We start from the raw sequence: 15,432 nt of genomic DNA, 5'->3' as shown, positions 1-15,432 counted from the left end.
GGGTCTTGCGATCGCCGATCCCCTGATTGGTAGCACAACTGGAAACACTGCTCAGATATTGGAAGTTACTGGTCAAGGAGAGGTCAGCGTTGCCACTACTTTAACTGAGGTGCAATTGGGGATTAAAGTACAGGGAAAAACCGCAACCGAAGTTCAAGAAGCTGCTGCTCAACGTTCAACAGCGGTAGTTGATGTGCTGCGAAACCTTGGGGCGCAAGAACTTCAAACTACATCTATTCAACTAAATCCTGTCTATAGCTATGAAAATAATACTCAAACCCTAACCGGCTTTGAAGGTCTCACCACACTTCAGTTTGAGTTACCAACAAATCAAGCTGGGGCAGCAATTGACAAAGCTATCCAAGCAGGCGCAAATGTAATAGAGAATATAAGTTTTACTGCCTCAGACGAAGCTTTACAGCAGGCACGTCTGCAAGTTCTCAGCGAAGCTGTTAAAGATGCCCAAGCTCAGGCTCAGGCTGTTTTTAGTACTTTGCAGTTAACCCCCGGACAGATTATTGACATTGATATTAACTCAGATGACAATCCGAGACCATCTCCTCTGGTGTCTAATCTAGCAGCAGATAGCGTTTTGGCAACAGCTGCTACAACTCCTATAATTGGTGGTCCTCAGACGATAGAAGCTAGTGTTTCTCTAGATATTGGTTATTCTCCAAATTCAGTAGGGACTCCCGCTTCGGCTACTGATAATCTCACAGGTGTGAGAAATTTGGGTCTTGCGATCGCCGATCCCCTGATTGGTAGCACAACTGGAAACACTGCTCAGATATTGGAAGTTACTGGTCAAGGAGAGGTCAGCGTTGCCACTACTTTAACTGAGGTGCAATTGGGGATTAAAGTACAGGGAAAAACCGCAACCGAAGTTCAAGAAGCTGCTGCTCAACGTTCAACAGCGGTAGTTGATGTGCTGCGAAACCTTGGGGCGCAAGAACTTCAAACTACATCTATTCAACTAAATCCTGTCTATAGCTATGAAAATAATACTCAAACCCTAACCGGCTTTGAAGGTCTCACCACACTTCAGTTTGAGTTACCAACAAATCAAGCTGGGGCAGCAATTGACAAAGCTATCCAAGCAGGCGCAAATGTAATAGAGAATATAAGTTTTACTGCCTCAGACGAAGCTTTACAGCAGGCACGTCTGCAAGTTCTCAGCGAAGCTGTTAAAGATGCCCAAGCTCAGGCTCAGGCTGTTTTTAGTACTTTGCAGTTAACCCCCGGACAGATTATTGACATTGATATTAACTCAGATGACAATCCGAGACCATCTCCTTTGGTGTCTAATCTAACAGCAGATAGGGCGTTTGCAATAGATACTACAACTCCTATCATTGGTGGTCCTCAAACGATAAAAGCTAGTGTTTCTCTAGATATCGGTTATTCTCCAAATTCAGCAGGGACTCTCGATCTAGCTGTTTATGGATTGCAGTAAGTTGCTTAGAGGATGTTTTAAAAGTCCCAGAAGGTATAATTTTGCCGTTCGACCTTTTAAAACATCCTCTTAATCAGGAATTACGCAACTGTCACAAGCACGTGGCGCAACTACACCGCGCCACGTGCTACTCTCATCGGTGGTGTCGGTGCTAACTTTTTCCTTTTGGATTTCTTGGAACAACACCAAATAAAATGTGAGCGATGCCTGCGGCGGGCTACGCCTACGCACTCTCTAGGATGGCATTGGTGCAAAGAGCGATCAATAAGCTATCTGCTGATTTATAGCCAAATACATAAGTGTGACGCTATCATATCTTGTCCTTTTTGGACATTTTTTTCAAGGCATAGTGACGGAGCAAAATGAGAGTTATAGCGATCGCTAATTGGACTGATTATGAAGGAAACATGGATTTCTTATGCCGAATCGCTGATACAGCTGTTGCTCATTCACTTGCTGCGACAATACTGTGCGTTTTCACCAAAAATACAGACCGATGTGGAAGGGTACATCTGGAGGTTTAGGAAGTTCTAAATAATTAGGCACTACTTTTTTACCGATTGCTGTTACAGCAGTCCGATCGCAATAAAACAATAAATTGCATTCCATCACTCCCTCGCTCAAAGGATTGCTGATGCTCGAATCCCAATTTCTGCCATATCCGTATCGCACGCTTGTTGAATGCTGCGATCGTCACCCGAAAAGCTTTAGGTTTAAATAAACTGTCTGCGAATTCCAATACGGCATTGGCATATTCAGCACCCTTTCTTCGTCCGGTCAAGTCAGGGCGAATTCCCATGCCAATATCCAACGCCGAATCGCGGTAATTACCACCACTAACCTGTCCATCTTGTCCAAAGGAACAGTAAGCTACCAAGCTATTTTCATCCATAATGCTGTAGAAGGTATTCTGGAGGTGAAGAATATCTTGTAGTAGATTAGCTTCATCCTCTAAGTAGTTGTATAAATCATAGGGTGGCTCATATCGCCAACTTAGGATAGCGCGTGCGTTACTCTCGTCCATTAGGTGAAACGTGAACATTACTACTGTAATAGCTGTATTTTATTATACTTTAATATACGCTGATAATTAGTGCGATCGCCGTAATTGTCGGACGAGTATAACCTCTGTTGCGATCGCAATAGCAATCTTTTAGAAAAAATCGCTACATTGTTGTGCATCTACATTCTAAGATATGTCTAAAAAAAGTAGTTCAAGTCACATACAATTACCTAAAAAGCCCGAAAAATTTGTAAAAAAAATTTTATGATTGAATCACGCTAAATAATTTCAGGATGCAAAAAATTGTCAAGGCTTTTTTGTAGCTTTTTTAGTCAGGGCTGGCTGCTATGCATATAAGGCAGACTACATTAACTTGCAAAGCTTAATGGTGTGAGAAAATATCATACTGAATTAGAGTCAATGAGTAATGACTATAGATGAACTAGTATTGCTACTAAAAGCCAGTCAAGCAAACGGTTTAACGACGCTCCAAGAGTTGATATTGCGTTCTTCGTGGGAAGGAAAAACCTACACCAATATAGCCGATGAAGCGCACTCCGGCGAGGAACGTGTCAAGAAAATTGCTGCTCATTTATGGCAAGTACTGAGTAATTTTTGCAAAGAACCAATACATAAATCTAACTTTCGCCAGACTATAGAAAATCACCCTTTTAGCGAAGCGCATCAGCAGTTAATTAAGGAATTCAACCGAGCCGCCACAGCGATATCCTTAGAATTTCCTAGTGGCCCAGTATCTCTTAATTCCAGATTTTACATCCCTCGCCCGCCAATTGAAGAACTCGCTTACGTAGAAATGGCTGAACCTGGGAGTGTAATTTGCATCAAAGCACCCAAAAAAATGGGGAAAAGCTCTCTAGTGTTGCGCTTGCTTGCACGCGCTAATAAGCAAGGCTTTTGTACCGTAACTTTGGACTTTCAGCAAGCAGACAAAGCAGTATTTGCCAGTTTGGATAAATTTTTGCGCTGGTTGTGTGCCAATGTTAGTCGGGAGTTACAGCTAGAACCAAAACTCAATGATTATTGGGATGAAGATATAAGTAGCAAAGTCAGCTGCTCTATCTATTTTCAAAAATATTTACTGTCTGCGCTCTCAAGTCCCCTGGTTTTAGTATTAAATGAGGTGGATTGGGTATTTGAGTATCAGGAAATTGCTGAAGAATTGCTACCATTAGTGCGATCGTGGCATGAACAAGCTAAAAGGGTAGAAATTTGGCAAAAACTGCGTCTGGTTCTGGTTTATTCAACGGAAATTTTTGTTCCCATAAAACTGACTCAATCACCATTTAATATTGGTTTGACAATTAATTTACCTCCCTTTACGAAAAAGCAGGTGCAGGATTTAGCACAACGTCACGGGTTGAATTGGACAGATGGTAAAAATGCCGATAGTTTGATGGCAATGGTAGGAGGAAATCCTTATTTGGTGCGATTGGCATTGTATCACCTTGTAGGTAAAGGCGGATTAAAACGGGATTTAGGGCAGCTATTGCAACAAGCACCCACAGAAGCCGGAATCTATAACCAGTATCTAATGCAGTATGTGTTAGCACTACAAGATGAGTCAGAATTGGGCGATGCTTTTTATGAAGTGATTAATACTACAAATTATGTGAAATTAGAGCCAAGATTGGCAAATAAATTACAGAGTATAGGGCTAATTAATTTAGAAGGCGATCGCAGTACTCCTACGTGTGAATTATATCGTTTATATTTCCAACAATATCTCAAAAAAAGCGAGCATTTCAACAATACTCATATTGAACTGTTAAAACAAGAAAATCAACAGTTGCTCGTTCTCCCTAACTTAGATGAACTGACTTAATTAGTAAATCGCCGCTACTTTTAAATCTACCTGCTACTTTAGTTAATGCTGCTGAATAATATCGTGTCCGGTTAAAGACTTATCATTTAGACCGCAGTTATTGCTGGGGGCAGGGAGCAGGGAGAAAGAGGCTTTTGCGCTTTTTGCACAGATGCGGGAATTATAACTAATTAGGCGGACATGATATAAGCACTTAATCAGGCAAAATCAAAGGACGCGATCGCGTTGTAGTTTAATATAAAACTTATAATCAAATCACGAAATTGAAATTGATTAATAAGGCGATTGTCTCTAACATACTCCATAAGCGCAAGAATAAAAATAGCAATTGACAAGACTTTTTGTTGCCGATGAAACTTCCATCACCAGCTTGGGAATAATAAATCATGCTTGAGAAATATTTCTAATGAATCTCAGCAGATTAGGTGTGTTTACCATCGACAATTAAAGGAACAATTTGTTAATGAAAGTCAGTTCATCAGGAATTAAGCTAGGTTTTGCAGTTGTTAGCAGCAGTTGTCTCGCAGCAGTAGCGATCGCTATTAGTGGAACAAGTGCAATTGCTGCTAAATTCATCACAATTGAAAGCACTGGCACATTATCAGGAACTATCCAACTTCCCAGAAATAATCCTAATTTCAATAACAGTATTACTCGTATTGATACGGATGACACTGGAACTTATTACCGGAACTTAGGTACTAATAATAATCCTAATTATGTTCCTGTATACTAGTCAGACTATTTAAAGGTAGAAACACGCTCTGATGGAAGTCTGCATTACTTTGTTGACTTTAAAGGTATTCCGATTGTCTCGTTTGATGGTGTTCTGACATCGCCGGTTCTTTCTGGTGGTCAGTTGACTGCCTTTCTTTACCAGGGACAATTGGCAGGAACCACATTTCAAGGAGTAGTTCAAGATGAATTTAATCTCACAAAAGCTTTCTACACTGGTACTGTCATCGACCCAGACACCGGAAATAAGTATCAAGGTACTTTTGAAGTGAGTGGATATGGAGAGCGATATAGTAATCCCAATGAGAATTTAACTCCCACGGTCTTTGATTTTCAGTCCGATATCCCAGGTTTGCCAGGTGTAACATCCTTGACTATAACTAACGCTAGCTTGGCAAATTTAAGAATCAAAGTACCTATAAATGAAACTTCTATTCCAGAACCCACTAGCCTTCTCGGAACTTTGATGGTAGCTAGTTTTGGTATCGTTCTGAAAAGAAGAAAAGATATCGGACTTAGGAAGACGTTTTAAAACGGAAAGGCTGTTGTAAGAAAGCTCACAAGGCTTAAGCTGAATAGTAAACATATCAGCACCTTGTGAGCAAATGACTCCTGAATTCAGGAGTCAGAATTCAGGAGTCAGAATAGTTAAAGAATCAGATGAAGATTTGATAAATGAATATCCTAGCTATACTAAACTTCTTATATATTCTGGCTTCTGACTCCTGGGTGCTGAATTCTTGAAATTTAAAACTGATTCACCTATCAAAACTTTTGGGACAGACCATTAGTGTAATTTTAAATATAAGCCGGATTTACAAAAGTCCGGCTGAGTTTAATCAATCATCTATACGCAGTAGCTTGCGGTAAAACGGTTGTGAAAAATCGGTCACGCGATAACGTTTATAGTTGTCCATAAGTTCAATTAAAAAATTAATGAACTCGAAACTAGCCATCATCAGTTCATAACTCAGGTCAGCATTGCCATCAAACTGAATTCGGCAACGGGTTAAGTCTGAGGGTAAAGTAGCAACATTCCAGGAGGCGACAAAGGGGACATGTTCGCTAGCTTCAATCTTCCGATGTCCCTCCAAGACCCCTTTTTGATAAAGACTGATGGCATAGGGTAAGAAATTGCGCCTAGCGCCCTGAACATAAGGTAAGTAAACACTGGCTTGTTGTTGAGTTGCAGGCTGGAGTTGCTCAATAGACATAGTTAAATATTCCTCAAGTTAGTTAGCAACTGGGGATATTAGTGGATATTAGTAGTATTCCCCAAAGATGTATCTAAAGCACATAGTGGGGAATAGGGAATGGGGAATGGGGCATGGGGAATAGGGACTGGGGGACTGGAGAGCAGAGGAGTGGAGTTCAAAGACTTGTCAGCAAGTATCAAAGACTTACCCCTTATGCCCAATGCCCCATGCCCAATGCCCCATGCCCAATAAATGAAGTTACTACTAAGAAATATTAAAATTTCGGTTACAATGATGCTGCATTAACTGTTATCGAATCTGGGAGCGATAACACTAAAAATCCCTACTGTAAAGTGGTGAATACCGTTGTTGCAGTTTTTCCCAACAAAAAGCTGCTGCTACCTTGCTATTACTTTACCCAAACCGGAGTTCTCATTGGAGAAAGTCCGACTCTACAAGCTTCCTGCCCAAGTGGCTATCAAAGGAATTAAGCCTCTGTCTAAGAGTAGCAAACGTGGTTAATGCGAGGTAATTACGCAGAGTGGCGGTGACAACAAAGGTAGTCCCAGCGGCTTTTGGCTTAGGGATAGCGGGTATTGCAGTTTGCCCATTCCGATTAATATCGGGAAAAGTAGCTTAGGGATATTTGTCCGTAAAATTACTAACTGTAGACAAATAGTGGTTTTTGAATCAAGCAACCTAACCTATGCCAGCGAATTCCTGGCCCGAGGAAGATTCTTATCAAGAGCTTGATCCGCTCAACTCCTTGTTGTCTGACCTATCAGTAGATGAGGAGTCAGTGTTAGAGACAGATTCTATGTCTCTACCATCCCGGTTTCAAGGTCGTAGAGGCAAAGCAGCTCTCGTCTTGACTATCGTCTGGAGTGGCACGATCGCTCTACATTTAGTTTCTTGGGCTTCCATTTTTATTCTAGGACTGACCACCATTCTAGGATTTCATGCTTTGGTGGTAGTGTTTACTAAATCCCGTCGCTATCCAAAAGAAATACAGGGAGATTTACCTTCTGTTTCTGTGCTGGTGGCTGCGAAAAATGAGGAAGCGGTAATTACTAAATTAGTCAAAAATCTTTGTAATCTGGAATATCCAGGTGGGCAGTACGAAATTTGGATAATTGACGATCGCAGCAGTGATAGCACGCCACGTTTATTAGCAGAACTCCAACAGAAACACGACCAGCTGAAAGTACTAAGGCGTTCAGCCGAAGCTACTGGTGGCAAATCGGGGGCGTTGAATCAGGTATTGCCGCTGACAAAGGGCGACATTATAGCAGTATTTGATGCTGATGCCCAAGTAACACCAGATTTGCTGCAACAGGTAATACCTTTATTTCAAAGAGAAAACGTGGGGGCGGTGCAGGTGCGAAAAGCGATCGCCAACGCTAAAGAAAACTTTTGGACTAAGGGTCAAATGGCCGAAATGGCACTTGATACCTGGTTTCAGAAACAGCGGACTGCCCTTGGTGGCATTGGCGAACTGCGGGGCAATGGTCAATTTGTCCGGCGTTCAGCCTTGGAAAGCTGCGGTGGCTGGAATGAAGAAACCATTACCGATGATTTGGATTTAACAATCCGTTTACATTTGGACAAATGGGATATTGAGTGTGTTTTTCATCCAGCCGTACAAGAAGAAGGAGTGACAAGTGCAGTTTCACTCTGGCATCAGCGCAACCGTTGGGCAGAAGGCGGTTATCAGCGCTATTTGGATTATTGGGATTTAATTCTCAAAAACCGCATGGGAACACGGAAAAGCTGGGATTTGCTGATTTTTCTGCTGATTATGTATATCTTGCCGACAGCAGCAGTCCCAGATTTATTAATGGCGATCGCTCGTCATCGTCCACCAATGTTAAGTCCGATCACAGGCTTATCCATTTCTATGTCGATGGTAGGGATGTTTACAGGTCTGAAGCGGGTACGTCAAGATCAAAAATTCCCACTCTCTACATATCTTATGATGCTGGTGCAAACCCTGCGTGGCAGTTTATATATGTTGCACTGGTTAGTCGTCATGAGCAGTACTACTGCCCGAATGTCGGTAAGACCAAAGCGCCTAAAATGGGTGAAAACTTTGCATACGGGGAATGGCGAGTAGGGAATGGGGAATGGGAAGATGAGGGAGATGAGGGAGATGAGGGAGATGAGGAGAAGTTGCAGTAAGTTTTTCCCCAATGCCCAATGCCCAATTTCTTATTCATCATCCACTTCTGCTTCTTCTACCCATTCTGGTGTAGTTATGGAATCGGAGAATTCTGGGAAATCATCTGCAAAACGGATAATTTGTCCGTTGAAAAATTCTGCTACACGTTGAGCTGCGATCGCTACTTCGTCAGGTTCCCAATCAGGTGCGGGTGTTTGTTTTGGGGGTGGAGGCAAAGTTTGCATCCCGTTTCCATTTACCCCGTTTCCATTTACACCATTTCCATTTACACTATTGCCATTTCTTGCTGCCAACTCGCTTTTTTGTGGTGCTGGTGATGGATTAGTTGGCTGTGGTGCTGGCGCTGGAGGCGAAATTTGCTGGTTGTAACTAGGTGTGGGTGGCTGCTGAGGGCGAGTAGAGTCTTTTGGCGGAGGATTTTTTTTGGCTGAGGTAGAGTTTGAAGAAGTTCCTTTTTCTATATTTATCTGGATTTCACGCTGGAAAGTCTGCTGGAAAGCTGCCGTAATCATCGGTAGATAAGATTTTCCCTTGTCATACCATGCCTGTTTAATCGCAATTCGAGCCACAACACCGTCGAACTCTATGAGTTGGCTCATTTGACGCAGCATTTCTTGCCTTGATTTTGGCTGGAGGTTGGCAAGCACTTGTTGCCAAATCTGAGTTAAGTCATATTCTGCTTCGCCAACAACTTCTGAAGTAACTGATTCAATATTCACCGATGGCACAGGAACAGCAACAGGTTCTGGGGTTGGTGGTGAAACTGAGTTAGCAACAGAATTGTGATTTGTTCGCTGTTCAACTGGGGGAGATGAAGTGACGGACTGATTTTGGGCAGCCGCTTGATGATTGGCAGATGCAGAATTATGATTTGTTTTCGTTTCAGCTAAAGGTACAGAAGAGACTAGATGATTTTGGGCAACTACTGGAGGATAGCTTGGAGATACAGCAGGTGTATTAACTCGCGGCGCGACACTTGAGGCTTGTGGCTGAATATTCGTCGCACTCGGTAACAATCCTAGTAATGTTACTTCCAACCACAAACGCGGCTGGGTGGTATTTTTAATTTGTACTTCAGCTTCTCGCAAGTGTTTTTGTCCTGCCAAAATCACGCTCATATCGAAGTATTGAGCAAATTCAATCAGCGCTGTCCAGGTTTGCTGAGTACAAGCAACCAAATCATGGCGGTTGGGTGCTGTTTTAGCAATCAGTAAATCGCGGTAAAAAGCAGCGAGATTTTGCAGAATAGTTAGGGGTTCTCGACCACGATCTAGAATGTAGTGAGTACAGTCTAAAACTGCTTCCGGTTTATCTTGAGCGATCGCATTTAAAAGCGCTAACAAGTCCTGTTCGCTGACTGTCCCCACCAAATCCCAAACTCGCTCTGGTGTTACTTCACCCGCTAACAAGCCCAATTGATCGAGTAGACTTTCGGCATCCCGTAACCCTCCCTGAGAAAGTTGGGCTACCAGGGTGACAGCATCAAGTGAAATATGAATGTTTTCATAAGATGCGATCGCACTTAAATGCTTCACCATCGCCTCTAATTGAATGCGTCTAAAATCAAACCTTTGACAGCGCGAAATAATTGTTGGTAACACCCGTTGCGGGTCTGTTGTCGCCAACACAAAAACTACATGCCTCGGTGGTTCTTCTAGTGTCTTGAGTAGCGCATTGAATGCCTGGGTACTGAGCATGTGGCATTCGTCGATTACATAAACCTTGTAGCGACACTGCACAGGAGCAAACTGGGCTTTTTCAATCAACTCGCGGATATTATCGACACCAGTGTTGCTAGCAGCGTCGATTTCAATTACATCTAGGGTGTAGCCCTTGGTGATTCCCTGACAAACCTCACACACACCACAAGGTTCAGCCGTGGGCTTGTCACTTTTGAGACAATTGAGGGATTTAGCCAGAATCCGGGCACTAGAAGTTTTCCCCGTACCTCTAGGCCCAGTAAATAAATAGGCAGGGGCGATTTTGGATGTGCCGATCGCGTTCGTGAGGGTGGTGGCGATCGCCTCTTGACCCACCAGTTCAGCAAAACTTTTGGGACGATATTTGTGGTGCAGGGGTTCATAAGACATGGAAATATAGACTTCAATGCCTTTCAAAGTTAATTACTAGCACCGAGTCGAGTTTGGGATTCAACTATTTTAAACTCTCATACCTGCTTTGTTTATCGATGTTGCCATAGCGCCAGACTCAACTAATGCCGTAAATTTTGGCACTCAGGAAACTTGCAACCAGATATGATTTCAACATCTATGTATGGGAATTATAGCATACTTTTTAGTACATTTGTTCTGATTAAGAAGAGTGGGTAAGAATAACTATTGCCCAATCAGGACTTAGGCACTCAAATCCCCCAACCTCCTTAAGGGGTTAGGAGGATCTACGTTTCAGGCTTCAGTGCGTAAGTCCTATACATATCTCAAGCTAGACTCAGAACAGAAACACTATTTTTTAAGTGTTTATACTGTAGTTTCAAAGAAAAAGTATCGTTAGATTTACATAAATCACAAAAAAAAATGCCTTTTTAAACTACTCCTAATGACTTGTGACTTAGAGGCTGAGGCTACATAAACTAACGTTTTGAGGTTTCTTTAGTTAAAGATTTTCAGGCGTTGCATAACAGTAACAATTGTATAGTCTTTGTCCTTGTTCTACAAAGAATTAGGACACTGTTTTCGTTTGCTTTTAAATAGCAAACAGTCAGCAATATTTAATCAGTAAACCAAAAATTTTCCAGATTATGAATCATAACATCAATTACAAACCGACTCAACTGCTTTTTATTGATGCGACTGTTAGTGACATTGAGACTTTATTGCAAGGGGCTTTACCTGGTATTGAAGCGCACGTCCTTTCTGGTGAGCAAGATGGTGTAGCCCAAATTACCCAAATTCTGCAACACCGTCCAGAAGTTAATACAGTTTACATTGTTTCTCATGGTAGCCCAGGTTGCTTATACCTACCCAACACCCGACTGTGTCTTGATACCCTGCATCACTACACGTCACAACTTCAAAGCTGGTTCACTCTCTCCACCTCTCCCTCTCTCCACCTCTATGGTTGTAACGTCGCTGCTGGCGATGCAGGCGAAGAGTTTATAGAGAAGTTGCATCGACTAACTGGAGCAGAGGTGGCTGCGTCGCGCCAGGTAATTGGTGATGGTTACTGGTCGCTCGACATTAGCTCGACAGGAACAAATGCACCTGCCCCATTCAATGAAGCGGTGCTAGCAACCTGGATGGGACGACTGACACTGAGCATTAACAACCTCAGCAATTCATTCTATACCGAGCAGGCTCCTGCGATTGTCTTGGACAACGATATAAGCTTCTCAGGGGGTACGGACTACAAGGGCGGCTATATCGAATTCAGCCTGGACACTCCGACCTCATTCGATAATCTGACGCTAATCACAGATGGAAGCCCTTCTACTGTCAACAGTCAAATTTCCATCGTTGGTGATACGGTTTATATCGGCAATGGGACTAAAGCAGCAGTAGTCGGCAGCGTAGACCAGACGTTCAACGGTCAAAACGGTCAAAAGCTGCGGGTCAACTTTTTCAACGACGATTTCAATAACGGCAATTTTAATCTCGGTTCGCCTGGAAGTACCACCATACCGGGCTGGACTAGCGTGAACCAGCAGGTACAATTCGGTATCGATACCATTGCTGGCTTGCCGACGCCCATCGACACGACTATTCCGGCAAACGCATCCAACGCCGACAAAAATACGGCCGCAGACCCTGGCAGTATGACAACAGTCCTCGATTCTACTCAGAACGATGGGTCTGGCAATTCCGTCCAGTTGACGAGTTCAGGAATCACGACCGCCCAAGGCTTTGATATCGTTCGTGGGCCCTACATCTACAGCAATAGTACGGCATACCTATCAGTTGATGACGAGGTGTCTTTTGAATGGCAGGCTCAGGGTGGCGATGATGCCTATGACGTTTATGGCTACATCGTTGATGTCAACACTGGCTATATCCAGACTATTCTGGACGAGACGGGTAGCAGTGACACTGCCTCCACTACTTGGGCGACAAAGAAAATTACCGTCTCCAAGGCTGGTGAGTATAAGTTCGTTTTCGTTGCTGGTACTTACGACTTTAGCGGCGGTACGGCGGCAGGGGCACAGCTTTACATCGACGACGTGACCGTTACCAAGGCAGTGCCGCTTCCCGTTCTAAACGACACTCATCTATCCACCATCGCTCGGAGGGTTCAGTACAACAACACTTCCGATAACCCCGACACATCGAAGACCCTGACTGTTTCCGTTGAAAACAACGCTAGCCAAACGGCAAGCGCCACCGCAACTATCAATATCACGCTTGTCAACGACGCACCCACCCTCACAGCAACAGCAGCCACCCTCAGCAATGGTACAGAAAATACCGCTTATGCCATTACTGCCGTTCAACTCTTACAAGGGTTCACCGACGTTGACAATGATACCCTTTCCGTTTCTGGATTAACTGCTATCAATGGCACTCTGACTGACAATGGCGACGGAACTTACACCTTTAACCCTGCTGCTAACTACAATGGTACAGTTAGCCTTAACTACAACGTCATTGATGGCAAGGGTGGCATTACCACCGCAACTGGCAGCTTTAGCCTAGACGCGGTAAATGATGCACCTACCTTCAAGCTTTCAAAAATTGCGGATGATATCTTTAAAATCTCTAATAGCAGTAGCAAATCAAAACTTCAAGTTACTCTCACTGGACAAAGCTCTAATTTTGTAAATGAAATAGGAGTGTTTACTGTTGACGATGCTCAAGGTAATATCAATGGTATTGCTCCAGGCGCAACAGGTTATGCCCAAGCAGCTTTAGACCGAGCTAAGGTAATTTTCTCTGCTATTGCCAATCTTCCTAATGGGTTTAATACCGACAATTTGACACATCTGTTGGAATTTAACTCCGGTGATAACTTGAGATTTTATTTGGTGAAAAATAGTACAACTGATGCTCTACGAACTGGAGTAAGTCCATTCACAGACATACTATTTTCCGATCCTTTAACGCAAAAGATTACAGATTTGGGGAATGATGACTTTTCCCTTGCGTGGAAAGATGGCTCTGGTAATAACGCTGCTGACTTCAATAATCTGGTGGTAAAAATTCACTTCACAAATGATTCATTACTTCTGGGTACAAATCTCCAAGGAAACCCCGAAGGAGAAATGATTGATTTGCGCGGTGTTACAAGTCAGGTAAAAGCTGATTTTGTGGTCAACAGAGAAGCAGCTTTCAATAATTTCATCGGCTTCTATCAAGTAGCTGATGACAATGGTGGCATTGACACCAACTCAGATGGCAAAGCAGATATTCTCATCGGCCAGGCTGGTTATACTGAAGCCGCAGTTCGGGGGCGGGTTGCAGGCATTGACTTGACAGTTAATAATCAAGGTAGTGCAACTTACACAGGAACTTTCCAACCAGGTTCTATCTTTGTACCATTTATTATTACTAAAGGTACGCCTGATGCTTTACTTGATAGCAATCCAAATAACGATCCAGCAGTTTACTTCCCATTCTTAGGAGCTAACGCTGATAAAGTAGATCACATTCGCTTGCTAGGGAATAACGTTTTTGGCTTTGAGGATTTACCAAGTGGTGGTGACAAAGATTTCAACGATATGATCGTGCGAGTCAATATGACTATCGCCTAGTCTAAATTATTAAACATCGCCGCTAGCTAACAGTCGCCAATATTTCATAATGCAATACGGTTCAGTTAAGGACTAATGGTGTAGATAATTGGTCTTTGAAGACGCGATAAATCGCGTATCTACATGAGATAAATCGCGTATCTACATGAGGGTTTTGGGCTTATCTGAACCGTATTGTTTTATAATGTCTTCTTAATAAATCTCAACACTTCCACGATTAACTATTAAACTAGTACAGGTCGGCAGAAATAAACAGACCATTCAAAATGACACAAAAGCCCGGAATACAATTCTTTTGACTTTTGACTCTTGACTTTTGCCTTGCGGTACTAGGACTTACACAAAAACCCTCTCAAACTCTCATTTCTCCGTGACCTCTCCTTTTGGGAGAAGACCGCCCTGGCTTTCCAATAATGCACTAGAGGAAAAAAGAGATTTTCTGTCTATACGTTTTATTGACTGAACTAACCCTATAGTCCAGTGCGATCGCTACAATTTTATAGATAAGCAATACTCGATGGTGCAGCAGATGCTCAAGCGGCTATTTCAATGGCTCAAAAAGCTTTTTGGGGGCTTGTTTGGTGGAAAACAGACTACCTCAAAATCTAGGGGAAATGTGGAAAAAGAACCAGCACCACCCTTAAGCGATACGGATCTGGAATTTCTCTTCAACGAACTGTTGCAAGGAGTACATCAAGCACGAGGGGAAGCATGGGCACAGAAGTGGCTGCATAATATCGAACATCGGATCACAACTGAAGACTGGGTTGAGTGGTTAGGGCGCTTTGGCGACAGATTGCTCGCATCTCCGACACCAAATAATGAAATGGCTGCGCGGTTAGTGCAATTGGGTGAATTGGGCGTCGGAGAAATTGGAGATGTTGCCTATAATATCGGGATGCAGTTGTTGACACGCAATGAAGGCGAACCAATTTGGGAATACGAAGGGCCAGATGCTTTTAGCACTCCTTTGACTTCTGAAGTAGCTGCCCCAATATCAGAGTCAGCAGATGCACCAGAAAACCCCCCAGAGGGAGAATACCAAACTGTCACCCTAGAACAGTTGTTTGTGATGTTGCAGGAGGATGAAAATTTACGTCAGCAGATTGCTCAACAGCTTGCCGTTGAAACAGACGATCCACAAGTGCTTGTCGAGGCATTAATTAGTCAGTTATATCCTGCTGGTCAACCGACTACAGAGTAAACTGAAAATTAACTGCTTGCCAGAGTCAAATTCAAGAGTTAAATCTGGGAATTGTTACGTTGTAATGCTATTCTCTTGAAGATTTGTATATTTTTTGCTAACCTGCTACGGAAGCGCT

At 43.0% G+C, this 15,432-nt stretch carries 10 protein-coding genes and 1 pseudogene; 7 read left to right on the top strand and 4 right to left on the bottom strand.

Annotation, left to right across the window (positions count from 1 at the left end; all coding sequences use genetic code 11):
* On the top strand, positions 1–1,453 hold a 1,453-nt coding region (locus tag HWQ58_RS05000), incomplete at its 5' end, for an SIMPL domain-containing protein (protein ID WP_292858557.1).
* Between the two features lie 69 nt (positions 1,454–1,522).
* On the opposite strand, the gene HWQ58_RS04995 is transcribed toward HWQ58_RS05000, so the two are convergent.
* Together HWQ58_RS04995 and HWQ58_RS04990 are read right to left on the bottom strand one after the other, a co-directional pair.
* Positions 1,523–1,684, bottom strand: a complete 162-nt coding sequence (locus HWQ58_RS04995; RefSeq protein ID WP_292858554.1) for a hypothetical protein — start codon at positions 1,682–1,684, stop codon at positions 1,523–1,525.
* A 322-nt stretch (positions 1,685–2,006) separates the two neighbouring features.
* Positions 2,007–2,477 (bottom strand): GNAT family protein, encoded by a 471-nt coding sequence (locus HWQ58_RS04990; RefSeq protein ID WP_292858551.1) that lies wholly within the window; start codon positions 2,475–2,477, stop codon positions 2,007–2,009.
* Between the two features lie 406 nt (positions 2,478–2,883).
* On the opposite strand from HWQ58_RS04990, the pseudogene HWQ58_RS04985 reads away from it, so the two are divergent.
* The 3 genes and pseudogenes from HWQ58_RS04985 to HWQ58_RS04975 all read left to right on the top strand — a co-directional run.
* Positions 2,884–4,296, top strand: a pseudogene (locus HWQ58_RS04985) (AAA-like domain-containing protein); the annotation flags it as partial.
* 466 nt (positions 4,297–4,762) lie between these two features.
* Positions 4,763–5,035, top strand: coding sequence for a hypothetical protein (locus tag HWQ58_RS04980; protein WP_292858548.1), 273 nt, complete (start codon positions 4,763–4,765; stop codon positions 5,033–5,035).
* A gap of 123 nt (positions 5,036–5,158) precedes the next feature.
* Positions 5,159–5,566, top strand: a complete 408-nt coding sequence (locus HWQ58_RS04975; protein ID WP_292858545.1) for a PEP-CTERM sorting domain-containing protein — start codon at positions 5,159–5,161, stop codon at positions 5,564–5,566.
* 307 nt (positions 5,567–5,873) lie between these two features.
* On the opposite strand, the gene ebsA is transcribed toward HWQ58_RS04975, so the two are convergent.
* Positions 5,874–6,248 (bottom strand): type IV pilus biogenesis protein EbsA, encoded by a 375-nt coding sequence (ebsA, locus tag HWQ58_RS04970; RefSeq protein ID WP_104905290.1) that lies wholly within the window; start codon positions 6,246–6,248, stop codon positions 5,874–5,876.
* 688 nt (positions 6,249–6,936) lie between these two features.
* Between ebsA and HWQ58_RS04965 the strand changes: the two genes are divergently transcribed.
* The gene (locus HWQ58_RS04965; protein ID WP_292858542.1) at positions 6,937–8,343 is read left to right on the top strand and encodes a glycosyltransferase family 2 protein; all 1,407 of its coding nucleotides are present in this window, start codon (positions 6,937–6,939) and stop codon (positions 8,341–8,343) included.
* A gap of 95 nt (positions 8,344–8,438) precedes the next feature.
* Here the strand turns inward: HWQ58_RS04965 and HWQ58_RS04960 are convergent, their stop codons facing one another.
* Positions 8,439–10,499: a DNA polymerase III subunit gamma/tau gene (locus HWQ58_RS04960; protein ID WP_292858774.1), complete on the bottom strand. Its 2,061-nt coding sequence runs from the start codon at positions 10,497–10,499 to the stop codon at positions 8,439–8,441.
* Positions 10,500–11,167: 668 nt separating this feature from the next.
* Between HWQ58_RS04960 and HWQ58_RS04955 the strand changes: the two genes are divergently transcribed.
* Both HWQ58_RS04955 and HWQ58_RS04950 read left to right on the top strand, forming a co-directional pair.
* Positions 11,168–14,110, top strand: a complete 2,943-nt coding sequence (locus HWQ58_RS04955; RefSeq protein ID WP_292858539.1) for a DUF4347 domain-containing protein — start codon at positions 11,168–11,170, stop codon at positions 14,108–14,110.
* A 529-nt stretch (positions 14,111–14,639) separates the two neighbouring features.
* Complete coding sequence (locus tag HWQ58_RS04950) at positions 14,640–15,314, top strand: hypothetical protein (protein WP_292858771.1); 675 nt, start codon at positions 14,640–14,642, stop codon at positions 15,312–15,314.
* Positions 15,315–15,432: the final 118 nt, after the last annotated feature.

The organism is Nostoc sp. LPT (assembly GCF_017115165.1).
Classification (GTDB): Bacteria; Cyanobacteriota; Cyanobacteriia; order Cyanobacteriales; family Nostocaceae; genus Nostoc.
The sequence above is the reverse complement of the archived record's forward strand: the minus strand, read 5'-3'. Positions and strand labels throughout refer to the sequence as shown.